The 18,781-nt window shown below is 62.1% G+C and carries 17 protein-coding genes; 3 read left to right on the plus strand and 14 right to left on the minus strand.

The window, feature by feature from the left end:
• Positions 1 to 50: 50 nt before the first annotated feature.
• The 11 genes from JNB91_RS14120 to JNB91_RS14170 all read right to left on the minus strand — a co-directional run bounded on the left by JNB91_RS14120 (position 51) and on the right by JNB91_RS14170 (position 13,187).
• Entirely contained in the window at positions 51 to 1,136 is a 1,086-nt protein-coding gene (locus JNB91_RS14120; protein WP_220326151.1) for a branched-chain amino acid aminotransferase, read from the minus strand.
• 57 nt (positions 1,137 to 1,193) lie between these two features.
• Positions 1,194 to 2,036 (minus strand): HpcH/HpaI aldolase/citrate lyase family protein, encoded by an 843-nt coding sequence (locus JNB91_RS14125; RefSeq protein WP_220326152.1) that lies wholly within the window; start codon positions 2,034 to 2,036, stop codon positions 1,194 to 1,196.
• Positions 2,033 to 2,485 (minus strand): MaoC family dehydratase, encoded by a 453-nt coding sequence (locus tag JNB91_RS14130; protein ID WP_220326153.1) that lies wholly within the window; start codon positions 2,483 to 2,485, stop codon positions 2,033 to 2,035. The genes JNB91_RS14125 and JNB91_RS14130 overlap by 4 nt, the downstream gene beginning before the upstream one ends.
• Positions 2,485 to 4,344, minus strand: a complete 1,860-nt coding sequence (locus JNB91_RS14135) for an ATP-binding protein (RefSeq protein ID WP_220326154.1) — start codon at positions 4,342 to 4,344, stop codon at positions 2,485 to 2,487. Before JNB91_RS14135 ends, JNB91_RS14130 begins: the two co-directional genes overlap by 1 nt.
• Before the next feature lie 12 nt (positions 4,345 to 4,356).
• A complete protein-coding gene (locus JNB91_RS14140; protein WP_220326155.1) occupies positions 4,357 to 5,952 on the minus strand; it encodes a carboxyl transferase domain-containing protein in 1,596 nt (531 codons plus the stop codon).
• Positions 5,952 to 7,115: an acyl-CoA dehydrogenase family protein gene (locus tag JNB91_RS14145; RefSeq protein WP_220326156.1), complete on the minus strand. Its 1,164-nt coding sequence runs from the start codon at positions 7,113 to 7,115 to the stop codon at positions 5,952 to 5,954. Before JNB91_RS14145 ends, JNB91_RS14140 begins: the two co-directional genes overlap by 1 nt.
• A 28-nt stretch (positions 7,116 to 7,143) precedes the next feature.
• A complete protein-coding gene (gene lpdA / locus JNB91_RS14150) occupies positions 7,144 to 8,538 on the minus strand; it encodes a dihydrolipoyl dehydrogenase (RefSeq protein ID WP_220326157.1) in 1,395 nt (464 codons plus the stop codon).
• A 3-nt stretch (positions 8,539 to 8,541) separates the two neighbouring features.
• Positions 8,542 to 9,804 (minus strand): dihydrolipoamide acetyltransferase family protein, encoded by a 1,263-nt coding sequence (locus JNB91_RS14155; protein ID WP_220326158.1) that lies wholly within the window; start codon positions 9,802 to 9,804, stop codon positions 8,542 to 8,544.
• 3 nt (positions 9,805 to 9,807) lie between these two features.
• Complete coding sequence (locus JNB91_RS14160; RefSeq protein ID WP_220326159.1) at positions 9,808 to 10,821, minus strand: alpha-ketoacid dehydrogenase subunit beta; 1,014 nt, start codon at positions 10,819 to 10,821, stop codon at positions 9,808 to 9,810.
• A gap of 1 nt (position 10,822) precedes the next feature.
• Positions 10,823 to 12,055, minus strand: a complete 1,233-nt coding sequence (locus JNB91_RS14165; protein ID WP_220326160.1) for a 3-methyl-2-oxobutanoate dehydrogenase (2-methylpropanoyl-transferring) subunit alpha — start codon at positions 12,053 to 12,055, stop codon at positions 10,823 to 10,825.
• Between the two features lie 130 nt (positions 12,056 to 12,185).
• Positions 12,186 to 13,187, minus strand: a complete 1,002-nt coding sequence (locus tag JNB91_RS14170; RefSeq protein ID WP_220326161.1) for an AraC family transcriptional regulator — start codon at positions 13,185 to 13,187, stop codon at positions 12,186 to 12,188.
• 130 nt (positions 13,188 to 13,317) lie between these two features.
• Between JNB91_RS14170 and JNB91_RS14175 the strand changes: the two genes are divergently transcribed.
• The 3 genes from JNB91_RS14175 to JNB91_RS14185 are packed head-to-tail and all read left to right on the plus strand — an operon-like array spanning position 13,318 to position 16,436.
• Complete coding sequence (locus tag JNB91_RS14175) at positions 13,318 to 14,085, plus strand: 3-hydroxyacyl-CoA dehydrogenase (protein ID WP_220326162.1); 768 nt, start codon at positions 13,318 to 13,320, stop codon at positions 14,083 to 14,085.
• 21 nt (positions 14,086 to 14,106) lie between these two features.
• Positions 14,107 to 15,294, plus strand: a complete 1,188-nt coding sequence (locus JNB91_RS14180) for an acetyl-CoA C-acyltransferase (protein WP_220326163.1) — start codon at positions 14,107 to 14,109, stop codon at positions 15,292 to 15,294.
• A 14-nt stretch (positions 15,295 to 15,308) separates the two neighbouring features.
• Positions 15,309 to 16,436, plus strand: coding sequence for an acyl-CoA dehydrogenase family protein (locus JNB91_RS14185; protein WP_220326164.1), 1,128 nt, complete (start codon positions 15,309 to 15,311; stop codon positions 16,434 to 16,436).
• 24 nt (positions 16,437 to 16,460) lie between these two features.
• On the opposite strand, the gene JNB91_RS14190 is transcribed toward JNB91_RS14185, so the two are convergent.
• The 3 genes from JNB91_RS14190 to JNB91_RS14200 are packed head-to-tail and all read right to left on the minus strand — an operon-like array spanning position 16,461 to position 18,774.
• A complete protein-coding gene (locus tag JNB91_RS14190; protein WP_220326165.1) occupies positions 16,461 to 17,222 on the minus strand; it encodes an ABC transporter ATP-binding protein in 762 nt (253 codons plus the stop codon).
• The gene (locus JNB91_RS14195) at positions 17,219 to 18,028 is read right to left on the minus strand and encodes an ATP-binding cassette domain-containing protein (RefSeq protein ID WP_220326166.1); all 810 of its coding nucleotides are present in this window, start codon (positions 18,026 to 18,028) and stop codon (positions 17,219 to 17,221) included. Before JNB91_RS14195 ends, JNB91_RS14190 begins: the two co-directional genes overlap by 4 nt.
• Positions 18,025 to 18,774: an ABC transporter permease gene (locus tag JNB91_RS14200; RefSeq protein ID WP_430736283.1), complete on the minus strand. Its 750-nt coding sequence runs from the start codon at positions 18,772 to 18,774 to the stop codon at positions 18,025 to 18,027. The genes JNB91_RS14195 and JNB91_RS14200 overlap by 4 nt, the downstream gene beginning before the upstream one ends.
• Positions 18,775 to 18,781: the final 7 nt, after the last annotated feature.

An 18,781-nucleotide genomic window follows, 5' to 3' on the forward strand; every position in this document is an offset into this window, starting at 1 on the left:
GCCGCGCTGAGATGGCGGGCGAAACCATAATATGGGTGACGTTCGATGCGTCAGTTGACCGGGATCGTGTGAAGCCAGCCGTGGCTGTCCGCAAGCGCCTGGGTCTGGATGCCGACCAGCTTGTTTCGGAGCAGGGTCGTGACCGCTCCCGTCTCGCTGGTGCCGATGGTGAGCGAGCCGCCGCGATGCTTCAGTTCTCCGATACCGGCAACGACAGCCGCCGTACCACAGGCAAAGGCTTCAACCAGACGACCGGAGGCAGCATCCGCCTGCAGCTCGTCAAAGGCATAGGGACGTTCCTCGACCGCGATATTGTTGTCCTTCGCAAGCGTCAGGATCGAGTTGCGGGTAATGCCGGGCAGGATGGTGCCGAGCGGCGGCGTGACCATCGATCCGTCGTTGAAGACGAAGAAGATGTTCATGCCACCGAGTTCCTCGATCCATTTGCGCTCGGCGGCATCGAGGAACAGAACCTGGTCGCAGCCGTGCTTTCCTGCTTCGGCCTGGGCAATCAGGCTTGCTGCATAATTGCCGCCGCATTTGGCAGCGCCGGTGCCGCCAACGGCCGCACGGGTATAGTCTTCGGAAACCCAGATCTTCACCGGCTTGGCGCCGCCCTTGAAATAGGGACCGACCGGCGAAGCGATGACGCAGAAGATGTATTCCTTCGACGGACGGACGCCGAGGAAGGACTCGTTGGCAAACATGAACGGGCGAAGATAGAGGCTGCCGCCATTGCCTTCCGGCACCCATTTTCTATCCACGGCGACCAGCTTTTCGATGGCGGCGAGAAAATCCTCTTCCGGCAGTTCCGGCATGGCGAGCCGGCGCGCCGAGGCGTTGAAGCGTTTTGCGTTCTGATCCGGGCGAAACAGCACAACCTTGCCATCGGCAGCTCGGTAAGCCTTCATGCCTTCGAAAATTTCCTGAGCATAGTGAAGCACGCTGCTGGCCGGATCGAGAGCAAAGGGTGCACGGGCGGTTACCTTGGCAGAATGCCAGCCCTTGTCGGCGCTCCAGTGAATGACGGCCATGTGATCGCTGAACAGCGTTCCGAAACCGAGGTTCTGGAAGGCGAGGGCGCGATCTGCCTCTGCCATCGGGTTGGCGTTTGGGATGATTTCGAATTCCAGCATGGGTCACCTAGAGATATGGATCGGCCGCTCAAACGCGGCTTTGTCGGCGTTGTTGAATCACGGAGACTGTTTTTCGGCAAGCCCCAGCAATCGCCTTGCCTGCTTCAAATGCGGTTTATCGATCATCCGGCCGGCAAAACTGAGGACACCTTGCCCAGGATTGGCGGAAAATGCATCGACGATCGCCTGCGCTTGCGCCAGTTCCTCGGCTGTCGGGGTGAGCGCCGCATTGATGACTGGCAGTTGGCCAGGATGGATCGCCATCATGCCGGTAAAGCCGTCCCGTCTTGCGCGCCGGGCATAGGCGGACAGCCCGTCGAGATCACGAAATGCCGGATAGACCGTTTCGATTGCCTCCACGCCTGCGGCATGGGCGCCGAAGAGCGTGAGCGAGCGGAGCATCTCATAGGGCGGCGTGTAGCGCCCGTCCTCTTCACGTGAACTGATGGCGCCGATTGCGGCCGGCAGGTCTTCGGCGCCCCAGGTGAGGCCAAGGATCAGATGCCGGACGCTGCGATAACTGCCAAGTTCGAAGACTGCCGCCGGTGTTTCAGTGGCAATCGGCAGCACGGGAATGGCCGGTGCGCGTACCGCCAGCGCCTCGACGCTTGCTCCCCCCTCGGCTTTCGGCAGCACGAACGCATCGGGGGCCACGTCTTTTAACGCTTCGAGATCATCTCCCAGAAGGCCGCTGTCGAGCGGATTGAGACGGACGAATAGCTTTTGGCGGCGCTTGGCGGAACGGAGGAATTCGGCCGTCATTTTCCTGGCCGTCGCCTTTGCCTCGAGCGCGACGGAATCCTCAAGGTCGAGGATCAGTGCATCGGCATCGAGCCTGAGCGCCTTTTCCATCCGGTCCGGCCGGTCACCGGGGACGAAGAGCAGCGAGCGCAATGTCATTGCGGCCTCCGGTGAAGAAGGGCGCTGCGCAGGCATTGGCAGACGATTTCGTTGCGCTGGTTGATGAGCTCATGGCGGAACGTGACGATACCGGCCGTTGGTCGCGAGCGGCTTTCCTTCAGCTCGACCACTTCGGTCTCAGCCCGCATCGTGTCGCCGATAAAGACCGGGTTGGGCATGGTGAGCTTGTCGTAGCCGAGATTGGCAACCAGTGTTCCGAGCGTCGTGTCGCTGACCGAAAGCCCCACCATCAGCGCGAAGGTGAACGTGCCGTTGACGATGATCCGGCCGAATTCGCTCGCCTTCGCCGCCTCGATATCCAGATGCAGCGGCTGCGGATTATGGGTCATGGTGGAGAAGAGGAGGTTGTCGGTTTCCGTCACGGTGCGGCGGATCTCGTGGGCGATCCGGTTGCCGATGGTCCAGTCCTCGAAATAGCGCCCGGCCATTATTTGTCTCCTTCGATGCACACGAGCAGGCTGCCTTCCGAGATCTGCGCGCCGGACATGGCCTTGAGTTCGACAACGGTGCCATCGAAAGGCGCGCTCAGCGTCTGTTCCATCTTCATTGCCTCGATCACCACGAGTGGCTGGCCGCAGACGACCCTGTCGCCTTGCGCGACCGATACGGCGATCACGGTCCCGGGCATGGGGGCGATGATCGCGCCATCCGCAATGCTTTGTCCGCCGCCGGCATGATCGGCGCGAGGCGAGCTGAAAGGCCATGCCGCGCCATCGACAAAGACGACATCTTCGGGGCCATTATCACTTCTGCGCCGGGAATGGTCCAAGGTCACGAGATGGGGGCGGCCGTCTACTTGCACGCTCACCAGCCGATAGGTTTCCGCATTCAAGCGGAAGCCGGTAAGCGCGGTCCATGGCTCCTGTGCGCCGGTCGGCAGGAGCGCCGCGGCAGCGGCCTGCAACACGCGCTCGTCGGGTTCTGTCGATGGAACAAGATCGGCAAGATGGCGGGCGATGAAGCCGGTATCGACGGATGCCGCGAGAAAATCCGGATGTCTCAACGTGCGTGCCAGAAAGGCGGCATTGGTGCGAACGGGCCAGATCTCGACGCTCGCCATGGCATGGGCAAGTTTGTTGGCAGCCTGTCGTCGGTCTGGGGCATAGCTGATCAGCTTGGCGATCATCGGGTCGTAATGGGCGGTCACCTCGTCGCCGTGCTCGACGCCGCTATCTACGCGAACGCTTGCCGGAAGATGCAGATGCTCCAACCGGCCGGTGGAGGGAAGGAAATTTTTGGACGGGTTTTCGGCGTAAAGCCGTGCCTCCATCGCCCAGCCATTGATGGAAAGCTCGTCCTGCCGCAAAGGCAGTTGCTCGCCTGAAGCGACCCGGATCTGCCACTCCACCAGATCCTGCCCGGTGATTGCTTCGGTCACGGGGTGTTCCACCTGCAGCCGGGTGTTCATTTCCATGAACCAGATGCGGTCGGCACGTAGCCCTTCGGAGGCGTCGGCGATGAATTCCACCGTTCCGGCCCCGACGTAATCCACCGCTTTGGCGGCTTGGACGGCGGCATTGCAGACGGCTTGGCGTGTGGCTTCGTCCATCCCCGGTGCAGGCGCTTCCTCGATCACCTTCTGATGACGGCGTTGCAGCGAGCAGTCGCGCTCGAAGAGATGGACGACATCGCCGAACATATCGCCAAAAACCTGAACTTCGATATGCCGGGGCGACAGGATGTATTTCTCGATCAGAACCCGGTCGTCGCCGAAGGAGGAAGCGGCCTCGCGCCGGCAACTTTCGAGTGCTGCGAGAAAATCCGAAGCCGTATCGACCTTGCGCATGCCCTTGCCGCCGCCGCCTGCGACGGCCTTGATCAGCACCGGATAACCGATCGCATCGGCCTCCCGCTGCAGCCGGGAGGGATCCTGGTCCTCGCCGAGATAACCCGGTGTGACCGGCACGTTTGCGGCAATCATCCGCTGCTTGGCGGCGTCCTTCAGCCCCATAGCACGGATGGCGGCTGGCGGAGCGCCCACCCATGTCAGCCCATTCGCGATAACAGCCTCTGCAAATTCGGCATTTTCCGACAGAAAACCGTAGCCGGGATGGATCGCCTGCGCTCCGGTCTGGCGCGCGGCATCAAGAATACTGTCATGCCTTAGATAGCTTTCGCGCGTCGGTGCCGGCCCGATGCGGATCGCTTCATCCGCCTCACGCACAAAGGGCATTTCGATGTCTGCGTCGGAATGAACGGCAATGGTGCGGATGCCGAGCCGTCGTGCGGTGCGGATGATGCGGCGGGCGATTTCTCCGCGATTGGCGATCAGCAGGCTTTCAATCACCGGTCATCCTCCTCACATCCTGAACAGGCCGAACTGCGCGCGTTCGGGGATCGGCGCGTTCAGCACTGCGGAAAAGGAAAGGCCCAGCACATCGCGGGTCTGGGCGGGATCGATCACGCCGTCGTCCCACATTCGAGCCGTCGCGTAATAGGGATTGCCCTCATCTTCGTATTTCTGCCGGATCGGAGTTTTGAAGGCTTCCGCTTCCGCCGCACTCCAAGTCTCGGCGTCGCGATGGACGGAGGCGAGGACGGATGCAGCCTGCTCGCCGCCCATCACGGAAATCCGTGCATTCGGCCAGGAAAAAAGAAACCGTGGCTGGTAGGCGCGACCGCACATGCCGTAATTGCCAGCTCCGAAACTGCCGCCGATCAGCACGGTGATCTTTGGAACGGAGGCGGTTGCGACCGCCGTCACCAGCTTGGCGCCGTTCTTGGCTATGCCTTCCGCCTCATATCTGCCGCCGACCATGAAGCCGGAAATATTCTGCAGGAACAGCAGCGGAATTCTGCGCTGGCAGGCAAGTTCGATGAAATGCGCGCCCTTCAAGGCGCTTTCCGAAAACAGCACGCCATTGTTTGCCAGGATGGCAACCGGAACGCCCCAGATGCGTGCGAAACCGCAGACGAGCGTCGATCCATAGAGCGGCTTGAACTCCTGCAGTTCCGATCCGTCGACAATACGGGCGATCACCTCGCGTACATCATAGGGCGTGCGCACATCCTGCGGCACGACACCGTAAAGCTCTGAAGCTTCGAGCAGGGGAGGGCGCGGCGTGGCGATCTCGATATCCAACGTCTTCGGGCGATTGAGGGTCGCGACGATATCCCGGACGATCAGCAGCGCGTGCTCGTCATTCTCGGCGACATGATCGACGACCCCGGATTTTCTTCCATGGGTTTCGGCACCGCCCAGTTCCTCGGCCGAAATCACCTCGCCAGTTGCGGCCTTCACCAGTGGCGGGCCAGCGAGGAAGATCGTGCCCTGACCGCGCACGATCACCGTCTCGTCCGACATGGCCGGCACATAGGCGCCACCCGCCGTGCAGCTTCCCATCACGCAAGCAATCTGAGCGATACCCGCCGCCGACATCTGTGCCTGATTGTAGAAAATCCGACCGAAATGATCGCGGTCCGGAAATACCTCTGCCTGATGCGGCAGGTTGGCGCCGCCCGAATCGACCAGATAGATGCAGGGCAGACGGTTTTCAGAGGCGATCTCCTGCGCCCTTAAATGCTTCTTCACCGTCATCGGGAAATAGGCGCCGCCCTTCACCGTCGGGTCATGGGCGACAATCATGCATTCGCGGCCCGACACCCTTCCGATGCCGGCGATCATCCCAGCCCCCGGTGCTTCATCGCCATACATGCCGCCTGCTGCAAGCTGGCCGATTTCCAGAAGCGGCGAGCCAGGATCGAGCAACCGCTGCACCCGGTCGCGCGGCAACAATTTTCCGCGTGCGACATGGCGTTCGCGATGGCTTTCCGATCCGCCAAGCGCAGCAATCGCAACTTTCTCCCGCAGTTCCCCTGCAAGCGCCTGGTTATGCGCCTCATTTGCCTTGAAGCCTTCGGAGTTGCTATCGAGCGTGGTGCGAATCTGAGGCATCAGCCGTTGCCCCCCGCACCAATCACTTCCCGGCCGATCAGCATGCGGCGCACTTCGTTGGTGCCGGCGCCGATATCGAGCAGCTTGGCGTCGCGCCAGAAACGCTCCACCGGCCAATCCTTCGTATAACCCGCGCCGCCAAGCGCCTGGATTGCCTGTTCGGCAACCTTCACGGCGCTTTCGGAGGCATAGAGGATCGCACCGGCGGCATCCTGCCTTGTCGTGCTACCGGCATCGCAGGCGCGGGCGACGGCGTAGACATAGGCGCGGGCGGAATTCAGCGCCACGACCATATCGGCGACCTTGGCCTGCATCAGCTGGAAACTGCCGATCGGCACTCCGAACTGTTTTCGCTCCCGCAGGTAGGGCAACACGACATCAAGGCAGGCCTGCATGATGCCGAGCTGGATGCCGGACAGCACGACCCGCTCGTAATCGAGGCCGGACATCAGCACTTTTGCGCCGCCGTTCAGCGGTCCCATGAGATTTTCCTGCGGCACGAAGCAGTCGTCGAAAACGAGTTCGGCGGTCGGTGAGCCGCGCATGCCGACCTTGTCGATCTTCTGGCCGATGGAAAAACCGGCAAAACCTTTCTCGATCAGGAAGGCGGTGATGCCCTTGGATCCGGCATCGGGTTCCGTCTTGGCATAGACGACGAGGGTCTGCGCGTAAGGCGCGTTGGTGATCCAGAATTTCGTGCCGTTGAGGCGAAACCCGCCATCGACCCTGTCGGCCCGCAATCGCATGGAAACGACATCCGACCCGGCACCTGTTTCGGACATGGCGAGGCTGCCGACATGGTCTCCGGAAATCAGGCCGGGGAGATATTTCGCCTTCTGCTCAGGCGTTGCCCAGCGTGCAATCTGGTTGATGCAGAGGTTGGAATGCGCCCCGTAGGACAGGCCGACCGATGCCGAGGCACGGCTCACCTCCTCGCAGGCGATGACATGTTCCAGATAACCCAGTCCAAGCCCGCCATCTTCTTCCGCAACCGTAATGCCATGCAGCCCGAGTGCGCCCATTTCCGGCCAAAGCTCGATGGGAAAGCAATCCTTCGCATCGATCTCGGCTGCGATCAGCCTAATGCGCTCGCGCGCAAAACGCTGCGTCGTCTCACGGATCGAAAGGGCGATGTCGCTTAAGCCAAAATCCATCTCGGTCATCAGGCCTCCTCCCAGACAGCCTTTGTTTTTATATATGCAGGGCGTGCCCCATCGCCTTGAGCGCCGCCTCCTGCAGGGCTTCGCTTCGCGTCGGATGGGCGTGGATCGTAGCAGCGATATCCTCCAGCCTTGTCCCCATCTCGATCGCCAGCGAAAATGCCGCCGAAAGCTCGGACACGCCTGATCCGACAGCCTGCAGCCCGAGTACGAGATTGGTATCGGCTCTCGCCACGACACGGACAAAACCGTCTTCGTCCAGCATCGTCATCGCCCTTCCATTGGCGGTGAAGGGGAACTGCCCGACCTTCACCTCATAGCCTTGAGCGCGTGCCTCTGAGGGTGACAGACCGGCGCTGACAATTTCCGGGTCTGTAAAGCAGATCGAGGGGATGCACCGCTTGTCCCAGGCGCGCTTTTTCCCCGCAACAATTTCCGCCACCATCTCGCCCTGCGCAATGGCGCGATGTGCGAGCATCGGCTCGCCGGTGACATCGCCGATCGCATAGACGCCACGCATCGAGGTGCGGCAGCGATCGTCGATACGCAGATATGGACCGGATCGATCGAGATCGAGGTCTTCAAGCCCGGACCCGACGCTGCGCGGCCGGCGGCCGACGGCAACGAGGATATGATCAGCCGGCAGTTCCTGCTGCCCATCCGGTCCTTCGACATTCAGCGCATCGCCGGTCTCGGAAAGCCCGATCGCTTTGGTGTTGGTGAAAACTCTGATGCCGCGGTCCGCCAGCCTGCGTGTCACCGGCTTGACCAGATCGGCATCGTAGATCGGCAGAACCTGCGCCGTCGCCTCCACAACGGTCACGTTAGATCCAAGCTTGGCGAAAGCTGTACCGAGTTCCAGACCGATATAACCACCGCCAACTACAATGAGCCTGTTCGGCACCTCTCTAAGCGACAAAGCTTCGGTCGAGGAGATGACGCGTTCACCGAAGGGCAGGGCGGGAAGTTCGACTGGGTCGGAACCGGTGGCGATCACCACGGTTTCCGCGCGAACGATCTGCTGGCCGGTTTCGGTGTTCACCTCCACCGTCTTGCCGTCGCGAAAACGGGTGCGGCCGGATACGATTTTTACGCGCGCCTTCTGCAAAAGGCCGGAGACGCCGCTGGTCAATCGGCCGACAATGCCGTCTTTCCAGGCCATGGTCCCGGCAAGATCGATCGACGGCGGATCGACGCGAATGCCCATGGCTGCGCGCCCACCTGCCATCTGTCGTGTTGCATCAAAGACCTCCGCCGCATGGATCAGCGCCTTGGAAGGGATGCAGCCGATGGTGAGGCAGGTGCCGCCAGGTTTGGAGGCCTCGACGATGACCGTATCGATGCCGAGCTGGCCGGCGCGGATGGCGCAGGCATAACCGCCGGGGCCGGCGCCGATGACGAGAAGCTTGCAGGAAATCTCTTTCATGGCTCACCCCTCGATGAAGATCAGGGCTGGAGTTTCAAGCAGGGTGCGCAGGCGCTGGACGAAGGTAGCCGCGTCAAAACCATCGATGATGCGGTGGTCGAAGCTGGAGGAGAGGTTCATCATCTTGCGTGGCACGAATTGCACGCCATCCCAGAGCGGGCGGGTGGCGATCTTGTTGACGCCGACGATCGCCACTTCGGGATGATTGATGACCGGCGTCGAGACGATGCCGCCGAGCGCGCCGAGCGAACTGATGGTGATGGTCGAACCGGTCAGCTCGTCACGCGTGGCGGTACCGGACCGGGCGGCCTCCGCCAGCCGGCTCATTTCCGCCGCGCAATCCCAGATGCTGCGCGCTTCTGCGTGCCTGACGACCGGCACCGTGAGGCCTGAAGGGGTCTGGGTGGCGATGCCGATATTCACCGCGCCGGACCGGGTGAGGATGCCTGCATCGTCGTCGAATGTGGCGTTGATATCGGGTTGATCGGTTACCGCCTTGACCATCGCCCGCATCAGGAAAGGCAGCAGCGTGAGCTTCGGCTGATCGGTTTTGCGCGCGCTGTTCATCGTGGCCCGCAACTCCTCCAGCGCGGTCACGTCGACCTCTTCCACATAGGTGATATGAGGGATGCGCGAGGTGGAGAGCGTCATCTTCTCGGCGATACGGCGGCGAAGGCCGGTGAGCTTGATCTCCTCTTTCGAGGTCCTCCTGGCGAAACCCTGTTGCGGGGCCGGGGCGTCCTTGCCGTGGACAAGAAACTGCTCGACATCCTCGCGCAGAATGCGCCCGGCCGGACCCGTTCCGTGTAACTGGCGAAGGTCTACGCCGCTGTCGCGCGCCAGGAGTCGCACCGATGGAGCGGCAAGCGGCTTGTCCATCTCGGGTGAGGGGCGAGGGGTGAGGGCCGGTGCCGGTGAGGCTACAGGCGTGGCGGGCTTTGCTGGTTTTTCAGCAGGCTCAGCATGCTCGGGCTTGGTATCTTCAGCCTTTGCCGGCTCAGGAACGGTGACCTCGTTGCTGCCACCTTCCGTCTCTATCCGGATCAGCGGCGCTCGGACCGCGATCGTGTCTCCGATCTCGCCGCCGAGCCAGATCACGGTTCCGCTGACGGGGGTTGGAATTTCCACCGTCGCCTTGTCGGTCATCACGGCGGCGACCGTCATGTCCTCGCGCACCGGGTCGCCGATCTTCACCAGCCATTCGACAAGCTCGGCCTCGGCAACACCTTCCCCGACATCCGGCATCTTGATGGTGAATTCGCCCATGGCTCAGGCCTCCATGACATCGGTCAGTGCGCGCCCGACACGGGCGGGGCCGGGAAAATAGTCCCATTCCTGCGCATGCGGATAAGGCGTATCCCAGCCGGCGACACGCATGACCGGGGCTTCGAGATGATAGAAGCAATGTTCCTGCACCAGCGCCGCGATCTCTCCGCCGAAACCGGAGGTAAGCGTCGCCTCGTGCACGACGACGCAGCGCCCGGTCTTTGAGACCGACTTTACGATCGCATCGAGATCGAGAGGGAGAAGGCTTCTGAGGTCGATCACTTCGGCATCGATGCTGGTATCTTCTGCGGCGGCGAGCGCCACATGCACCATCGTGCCATAGGCGATCACCGTGACGGCCGAACCTTGCCGGCGCACTTCCGCCTTGCCGATCGGGATCGAATAATAGTCATCCGGCACATCGCCGAGCGTGTGTTTCGACCATGGCGTGACCGGTCGCTCGTGATGGCCGTCGAAGGGGCCGTTATAGAGCCGCTTCGGTTCGAGGAACATCACCGGGTCGGGGTCTTCGATCGCGGCAATCAGCAGGCCCTTGGCGTCATAGGGATTGGAGGGCACGACGACCTTGAGGCCGCAGACATGGGTGAACAGCGCCTCCGGGCTCTGGCTGTGCGTCTGGCCGCCAAAAATGCCGCCCCCGGTCGGCATGCGCACGACGATCGGGCAGGTGAAATCGCCGTTGGAGCGATAGCGGATGCGCGCCGCCTCCTGCGTCAGCTGGTCATAGGCCGGGTACATGTAGTCGGCGAACTGGATCTCGACACAGGGTTTCAGCCCATAGGCGGCCATGCCGATGGCGGTGCCGACGATGCCGGATTCGTTGATCGGCGTGTCGAAGCAGCGGGTCTTGCCGTATTTCGCCTGCAGCCCTTGCGTGCAGCGGAAAACTCCGCCGAAATAGCCGACATCCTCGCCGAAGACGACGACATCCTCATCCCGCCCCATGGCGACATCCATGGCGCTTCTCACCGCCTCGATCATCGTCATCCGGGCCATGTCAGTATCCCGCCTTTTGCCGCTGGCGGCGCAGATGCGGGGGCATCTCGGCATAGACGCCTTCAAAGATATCACGCACCGAGGGCCTGCCGCCGGCATGCATCGTGCCGTGTTCCTCGGCCTTGCGCTGTGCGGCAATCACCTCGTCCGCGATTTCCGCTTCCGCCTGCACATGCCGTTCTTCTGACCAGAGGCCGCGCAGGATGAGATGTTTCTTCAATCGCAGCACCGGATCACCGAGCGGCCAGGCTTCGGATTCCGTCTTCGGCCGATAGGCGCTCGGGTCGTCGGAGGTGGAATGGGCGCCGACGCGGTAGGTCACGTATTCGATCAGCGTCGGCCCGAGATTGCGCCTTGCCCGCTCCGCCGCCCAGCAGGCGACGGCATGCACGGCGAGATAATCATTGCCATCGACCCTCAGCGCCGGAATTCCGAAACCGAGGCCGCGGGCGGCAAAGGTGCCGGAACCGCCGCGGGCGATACCCTGGAATGTCGAGATTGCCCACTGGTTGTTGACGACATTGAGGATGACCGGGGCGCGGTAGGTGGAGGCGAAGACCAGCGCCGAATGAAAATCCGATTCCGCCGTCGAGCCGTCACCGATCCAGGCGGCGGCGATGCGGCTGTCGTTCTTGATTGCGGACGCCATGGCCCAGCCGACGGCCTGCACATATTGTGTGGCGAGATTGCCGGAAATGGTGAAAAAGCCATGCTCCTTCGACGAATACATGATCGGCAACTGCCGACCGCGCAAGGGATCGCTTTCGTTCGAGTAGATCTGGTTCATCATCTCGACCATCGGATAGTCGTCGGCAATCAGGAGGCCTGCCTGCCGGTAGGTCGGGAAATTCATGTCGCCCTTGTTCAACGCCTTGCGAAAGGCGCAACTGACGGCTTCCTCGCCCAGGTGCTGCATGTAGAAGGAGGTCTTGCCCTGCCGCTGCGCCATCAGCATGCGCGCATCGAAGGCACGCAATGTCATCATGTGGCGCAGGCCGGTTCTCAGATCGTCATCGGACAGGAGACCCGCCCAGGGGCCGACGGCTTCGCCGTCCCGGTTCAGCACGCGGATGATCGAATAGGCGAGATCGCGAATGTCCTCGGCTGCCGCATCCACGTTCGGGCGCGGTACGGCACCGGCTCTCGCAATCTTCACGTTGGAAAAATCGGGCTGTCCGCCCGGACGCACTGCAGGCTCCGGCACGTGCAGGCTCAGATGACCTTGCTTTACCATATTTCCTCCCGATCGACCTGCCTCTCCTCAAAGGCGTGTCGATTAGAAAAGAATGGTATTCGCAGCGCCAATGGCAAGCCATGACAGAACTGCTGTGATTATTCGGCCAGTTTTGCCATAGACGAGCCGGCTACAGGCTCATCTGACTTTTTCGAAAGGCTTCGGGGCTTTGCCCCATCCATTTCCTGAATGCCCGGTAGAAGGCGCTCGGTTCGGAATAACCGAGACGAGTGGCGATCTCACTGACGGTCTCAGCCGTATTGGTCAGCATTCCGCAAGCGAGGTCGCGGCGGATCTCGTCCTTGATGCCGGCGTAGCTCTGGCCTTCGTCATGCAGGCGATGGCGAAGCGTCGAAGACGACATGCGCATGTCGTTGGCGAGCGTCGCAAAGCTTGCCCAGTCGGCGGGGCCATTTTGGGTGAGCCGCCGCCTGACCGCCGCGGCCGTTCCGGCGTCATATCGATAACGCAACAGAATGTTTGCCGGCGCTCCACGCAAAAACTGCCGCAATTGCTGCTCGTTGCGCGAGATCGGCAGGGCCAGCATGGCGGCGTCGAACCCAAGCCGGCTGACCGATTGCGAAAAACGGATGGGTGCGCCGAAGAAGAGCCGATGATCGGCGCTCTGTTCCGGCTCGGCGCAGCGGAAATCGACAAGCCGGATCGGGATGCGCCGCCCGACCAGCCAGCAGATAAGTCCATGCAGGATGATCCAGTAGCTGCGATAGGCAAAGGCGGATCGCGGCTCTCCGTCGTCGCTCAGCTGGACTTCTGCGATCCCGTCATGGACCACAAGCCGGCCCGTTGGTTCACCGAGAACGAGGTTGAGAAAGCGCAGCGCCCGCCGCAATGCCCGCTCCAGCGTCGGGGCATGCAGCACACAGTGGCAGAGAAGGGTAAAACTGCCGCGCTGCATCGGCCGGGCGCCGAGGCCGAAACATTCGTCGTCCAGTTCGGCGGCGATCGCCAGCCACAACTGCCCGAATGTCTGTGCCGAAACCGGTTCGGTGACGACGGGTGGCAGACCGAGCTCCTTGAGCAACGGCTCGGTTGGACGCCCGCTACGCCTCAGGCTGTCGAGGGCTTCCTCGACAAAGCTCGGGGCGATCATATGTCGTTCGGACTCGGCCATCACTTCAGCCTATGTGGCAAAACTGGCCAAAATTATGGATCACTTCCGTCATCGCTTGCAACAGTGAAAGCTTATAAAGTGCGATCTGCCATGCGGGTTGAGGAGCGTGCAGGCAAGGGAGGAATGATAAATGCTGATCCGCGATGTCGGGTTCATCGTTACCGGCGGCTGTTCCGGTCTTGGCGCCGCGACAGTGCGCATGCTGGCCGAGGCTGGTGGGCGCGTGATGATCGCCGACCTCGACCGTGACAAGGGTGACGGGATCGCTGAGGAGTTTGCTGGTCGCGTGTCTTTCGTCCGCACCGACGTCACCAGCGCTGGGGATGGCGAAGCGGCTGTGGCTGCGGCGCTGGAAACCTTCGGTAATCTGCGCGGGCTGGTCAATTGTGCCGGCATTGCACCGGCGCAGAAGGTGATCGGCCGCGAAGGGCCGCATGAACTCGAAAATTTTGCTCGGGCGATCAATGTCAATCTGGTCGGCTCCTTCAACCTGCTCAGGCTTGCGGCCAATGCGATAAAAGATGGCGAACCCGATGCCGAGGGCGAGCGCGGCGTGATCGTCAATACGGCGTCGATCGCGGCCTTCGACGGGCAGGTCGGGCAGGCTGCCTATGCGGCCTCCAAGGGCGGCATTGCGGCGATGACGCTGCCGATCGCCCGTGAACTGGCGCGTTACGGCATTCGCGTCATGACCATAGCGCCGGGCGTTTTCGAAACGCCGATGATGGCGGCCATGCCGGAGGAAGTGCGTAATGCGCTCGGTAGCTGCGTGCCGTTTCCACCGCGGCTCGGGAAGCCGTCCGAGTTTGCGGCGCTGGTTCGCCAAATTCTCGAAAACACCATGCTGAACGGCGAAGTCATTCGCCTCGACGGCGCAATCCGGATGGGTGGGCGCTGATTGGCGCACATAGGAGGAAAGATGCGATTGCAGGATCCCGTCGTCATCGTCGGTTCGGCCCGCACGCCGATAGGCGGCTTTCAGGGCGAATTGAAGGACGCGACCGCAGCAGATCTCGGTGCGGCATCCATTCGCGCCGCCGTTGAACGAAGCGGCGTACAGGCGGATGCGGTTGACGAAGTCGTCTTTGGCTGCGTGCTTCCAGCGGGGCAAGGGCAGGCGCCGGCGCGGCAGGCGGCGATCCATGCCGGCCTTCCCTTTGCTGCGGGTGCGACGACGGTCAACAAGATGTGCGGCTCGGGCATGAAGGCGGTGATGATCAGCCATGACCTGATCGCTGCCAGCAGTGCCGCGGTCGCGGTCGCCGGCGGCATGGAGAGCATGAGCAATGCGCCATATCTTCTGGACCGGGCGCGGGGCGGATACAGGCTGGGGCATGGCCGCGTGCTCGACCATATGTTTCTCGATGGGCTAGAGGATGCCTATGACAAGGGGCGGCTGATGGGCACCTTTGCCGAGGACTGTGCCGAGGCATACCAGTTTACCCGCGAGGCGCAGGACGAATATGCCGTCACCTCCCTCATGCGGGCGCAGAAAGCGATCGCGGAAGGCTGGTTCGACGGGGAGGTCGTTCCGGTCCCGGTCAAATCCGGTAGAACCCAGCAGGTGGCGCATCGGGATGAACAGCCCGGCAAGGCCAAACCCGACAAGATCCCGATGTTGAAACCTGCCTTCCGCGACGGTGGTACGGTGACGGCTGCCAATTCCAGCTCGATCTCGGATGGCGCGGCGGCGCTGGTGTTGATGCGGCGTTCGGAGGCTGTACGCCGGGGGCTTGCGCCGCGCGCGACGATTATCGGCCACGCCACGCACTCGCAGGAACCGGCGCTCTTTGCCACAGCACCCATTGGCGCCTTGCAGAAACTCTCCGACCGGACGGGCCTGCCGCTTTCCGATGTCGACCTGTTCGAGATCAACGAGGCCTTTGCGGTCGTCGCCATGGCGGCGATGCGAGATCTCGACTTGCCGCATGACAGGGTCAATGTGCATGGCGGCGCCTGTGCGCTTGGCCATCCGATCGGCGCCTCCGGCGCGCGTATTCTGGTGACGCTGATTGCGGCGCTGGAGCGCTATGACCTGAAGCGCGGCATGGCCGCGCTTTGCATCGGCGGCGGCGAAGCGACGGCCATCGCCATCGAACGGTCCTGAGGGGAGGACGACCGATGATCCTTTCGGAGCTTCAGCAGCAGATCCGCGAAATGGCCCGCAGTTTTGCCCGCGAGCGGTTGGCGCCGGGTGCTGCGGAACGGGACCGCAAACACCGGTTTCCGCGCGAGGAATTGCAGGAAATGGGTGCGCTCGGACTGCTCGGCATGCTGGTGCCGGAAGCTTATGGCGGATCGGATACCGGTGTGCTCGCCTATGCGGCGGCTGTCGAAGAGATCGCGGCTGGCGACGGACCTTGCTCGACGATCATGAGTGTCCACAGTTCGGTCGGCTGCGTGCCGATCCTCAAATTCGGGACCGAAGAACAGAAGGAGCGCTTTCTGCCGCGTCTTGCGTCCGGCGAATGGATCGGCGGTTTTGCACTGACCGAGCCGCAAGCCGGTTCCGATGCCTCGAACCTCAAGACACGTGCGCGGCGCGACGGCGATCATTACGTGATCGACGGCGCAAAGCAGTTTATCACTTCGGGCAAGAACGGGCAGATGATCATCGTCTTTGCAGTCACCGATCCCGATGCAGGCAAGAAGGGCATAACCGCTTTCATTGTTCCGACAGATACGCCCGGCTACGAGGTGATCCGCGTCGAGGAGAAACTCGGCCTTCATTCATCCGACACCTGCCAGATCGCCTTTAACGAGATGCGCATCCCTGCGGACTTGAGGCTCGGCGAAGAGGGAGAGGGTTACCGGATCGCGCTTGCCAATCTGGAGGGGGGCAGGATCGGAATTGCGGCGCAATCGGTCGGCATGGCGCAGGCGGCCTTCGAGGCGGCACGCGATTACGCCCGCGAGAGAAAGGCTTTCGGCAAACCGATCTTCGATCACCAGGCCGTCGCCTTCCGGCTGGCCGACATGGCAACGCAGATAGAAGCGGCCCGGCAGCTCGTCTGGCACGCGGCTGCATTGCGGGAGGCCGGAATGCCGTGTCTATCCGAGGCCTCTATGGCGAAGCTCTTTGCATCGGAAATCGTCGAACGCGTCTGCTCCGATGCGATCCAGATCCATGGCGGCTACGGTTACATGAGCGACTACCCCGTCGAGCGGATCTACCGCGATGCCCGCATCTGCCAGATCTACGAGGGGACCAGCGACGTGCAGCGCCTGGTCATCGCCCGCAACTTGTGATGATGCCTGCCTATTGATTGAAGGCTAAGGCGTTTTCGCTTCACTCGGCATTCGCGGGATGCTTGCCAACAGGGTGCGTGTATAGGGATGGCCGGGGTTGGCCAGAACTGCCTGCGTCTTGCCGCTCTCGACGATGCGGCCGCGTTCCAGAATGATCACATCCTCGCAAAGGGACGATACCAGGCTCAGATCGTGCGATACCAGCACGAAGGTCGTCGTTTTCGACAGTTCCTTCAGCAGCCCGACGATGCGGATGCGCGTCGAGAGATCCAGTGCGCTGACCACTTCGTCTGCAAGGATCACATCCGGCCGGGATACGATCGCACGGGCGATCGCGATACGCTGCCTTTGGCCGCCTGAAAATTCATGCGGATAGCGCTCCGCGGCATCGGCGCTCAATCCTACGGCTGACAGGGCCTGCAGGATGGCTGCCTTTCTGTCCGCCTCAATTCCTAATGAACGGAGAGGTTCTGCGATGATGTCGAAAACGCGCTGGCGTGGATCCAGTGACGAATAAGGATCCTGAAAAACGGCCTGTACGCCGGAGCGGAAGCGCCGCATGAACTCCCGGTTCTTGAGGTTGAGCCGGCTACCTTCAAAGCTGACTTCTCCAGCCGTCGGCTGATTGAGGCCGAGCAGAATGCGCAGCAGCGTCGTCTTGCCGGAGCCGGATTCACCGACGATGCCGAGATTGCGACCTCTCTCGAGAGCGAGGTTCACGTCGTGAAGGGTCTTGTGGTGTCGGGTGTAGGAAAAGGATACATTCCTGACGTCGATGAGGCTCATTCGGCGATCTCCAATGCGTCATCGAATGCACGTGCTGCCGCGACGAGACTTTGCGTATAGGGATGGTTCGGCTGGTTGAACACATCGCCCACCAGGCCGGTCTCGACGATATGGCCATGCTGCATCACCACAAGCCGGTCCACTGCTCCAGCGACGACCGGCAGATCGTGGCTGATGAACAGCAGCGCCATGTCCCGTTCGCTGACAAGGCGCGCCAGCAATGCAAGGATTTCGGCCTGCGTCGTCACATCCAGCGCGGTTGTCGGCTCGTCGGCGATCAGCAGCTTGGGCTTGCAGGCAAGCGCCATCGCGATTGCTGCACGCTGGCGCTGTCCGCCGGAGATCTCGTGCGGCCAGGCATTGATGATACGATCGGGATCCGGCAATGCGACCTGATCGAGCAAGGCTCGCACTTTGCGTGTGATGCTCGCCTTGTCGGTCGCTCCTCGGTCACGTGTTGCGCGACGTTTGACCGCCTCACCGACCTGTCGACCGATCTTCATCAAGGGATCGAGCGCGGTAAGCGGTTCCTGAAATACGACAGCGGCGGCGGTCCCCCTCAGAGGCACCAGATCACGATCGCGCGCGCCAATCACCTGTCGGCCATCAAGCCGAACCGATCCCGAGGCCTTCAGCGCATCCGGCAAAAGGCCGATCGCTGCAAGGGCTGTCAGCGATTTTCCGGAGCCGGATTCACCGATGAGGCCGAGGCGCTCGCCGGGTGAGAGGGAAAAGGAGAGATCCGTGACCAAGGATTTTTCGCCGGTTCGGATTGAAAGGCCATGAATGTCAAGCAGCGGGGTCATCGGCGGCTCCTGCGGGTCGGATCGGCGAGATCGCGCAGGCCGTCCGCGAGAAGGTTGATGCCAATCACCAGGGACACGAGCGCGATACCCGGCGCGATGGCCCCGATCGGGGCCGTGTAAACTGTTGCCTGGGCTTCCTGTAGCAGCCTGCCCCAGGACGCGTTCGGCGGCGGCGCGCCCAAGCCGAGATAGGAAAGCGAGGCCTCGGCAATAACCGCGAGGCCGAATTGAAGGGCCAGATTGACGAGCAGGGTCGGCCATATGTTGGGCAGAATGTGAATCCGGATGACACCGATCCATGAGGTGCCCGATATCCGCGAAGCGGTGATATAGTCCATTGCGAGTACGCGCTTGGTGAGGATCCGTGTCAGCCGCGCGACGATAGCGGAATTGGCGACGCCGATTGCGACGATCGCGGTTTGCAGGCTGGCGCCATCGCTTGCGGCGACGATCAGCATGGCGAGCAGCAGCGTCGGAAAGGCGATTAGGATATCGAGGCCTGCCGCCAGCACATCATCCAGCGTCTTCGACGCAAAGGCAGCAAGCAATCCGATCGTCATGCCGATCAAACCGCCGATAACGATCGCGCCGGTGCCGACGGTCAAGGCTATGCGCGAGCCGGTCATGATCAGCGAAAAGAGATCGCGGCCGAGCCTGTCGGTTCCCGCGAGATGCAGGAATGACACGGCTTCCAAACGCCCGCCCGACAGGGCGGCGGGATCGTAAGGCGTCCAGACCAGTGTCATGAGACCG

It is taken from the genome of Aliirhizobium wenxiniae, from assembly GCF_019511445.1.
GTDB classification, from domain to species: domain Bacteria; phylum Pseudomonadota; class Alphaproteobacteria; order Rhizobiales; family Rhizobiaceae; genus Neorhizobium; species Neorhizobium wenxiniae_A.

Coding starts and splice junctions, on each gene's coding strand:
- JNB91_RS14120 (WP_220326151.1), bottom strand. CDS start 1,136: ATGCTGGAATTCGAAATCATCCCAAACGCCAACCCGATGGCAGAGGCA.
- JNB91_RS14125 (WP_220326152.1), bottom strand. CDS start 2,036: ATGACATTGCGCTCGCTGCTCTTCGTCCCCGGTGACCGGCCGGACCGG.
- JNB91_RS14130 (WP_220326153.1), bottom strand. CDS start 2,485: ATGGCCGGGCGCTATTTCGAGGACTGGACCATCGGCAACCGGATCGCC.
- JNB91_RS14140 (WP_220326155.1), bottom strand. CDS start 5,952: ATGCCTCAGATTCGCACCACGCTCGATAGCAACTCCGAAGGCTTCAAG.
- JNB91_RS14145 (WP_220326156.1), bottom strand. CDS start 7,115: ATGACCGAGATGGATTTTGGCTTAAGCGACATCGCCCTTTCGATCCGT.
- lpdA (WP_220326157.1), bottom strand. CDS start 8,538: ATGAAAGAGATTTCCTGCAAGCTTCTCGTCATCGGCGCCGGCCCCGGC.
- JNB91_RS14155 (WP_220326158.1), bottom strand. CDS start 9,804: ATGGGCGAATTCACCATCAAGATGCCGGATGTCGGGGAAGGTGTTGCC.
- JNB91_RS14160 (WP_220326159.1), bottom strand. CDS start 10,821: ATGGCCCGGATGACGATGATCGAGGCGGTGAGAAGCGCCATGGATGTC.
- JNB91_RS14165 (WP_220326160.1), bottom strand. CDS start 12,055: ATGGTAAAGCAAGGTCATCTGAGCCTGCACGTGCCGGAGCCTGCAGTG.
- JNB91_RS14170 (WP_220326161.1), bottom strand. CDS start 13,187: ATGGCCGAGTCCGAACGACATATGATCGCCCCGAGCTTTGTCGAGGAA.
- JNB91_RS14175 (WP_220326162.1), top strand. CDS start 13,318: ATGCTGATCCGCGATGTCGGGTTCATCGTTACCGGCGGCTGTTCCGGT.
- JNB91_RS14180 (WP_220326163.1), top strand. CDS start 14,107: ATGCGATTGCAGGATCCCGTCGTCATCGTCGGTTCGGCCCGCACGCCG.
- JNB91_RS14185 (WP_220326164.1), top strand. CDS start 15,309: ATGATCCTTTCGGAGCTTCAGCAGCAGATCCGCGAAATGGCCCGCAGT.
- JNB91_RS14190 (WP_220326165.1), bottom strand. CDS start 17,222: ATGAGCCTCATCGACGTCAGGAATGTATCCTTTTCCTACACCCGACAC.
- JNB91_RS14195 (WP_220326166.1), bottom strand. CDS start 18,028: ATGACCCCGCTGCTTGACATTCATGGCCTTTCAATCCGAACCGGCGAA.
- JNB91_RS14200 (WP_430736283.1), bottom strand. CDS start 18,774: ATGACACTGGTCTGGACGCCTTACGATCCCGCCGCCCTGTCGGGCGGG.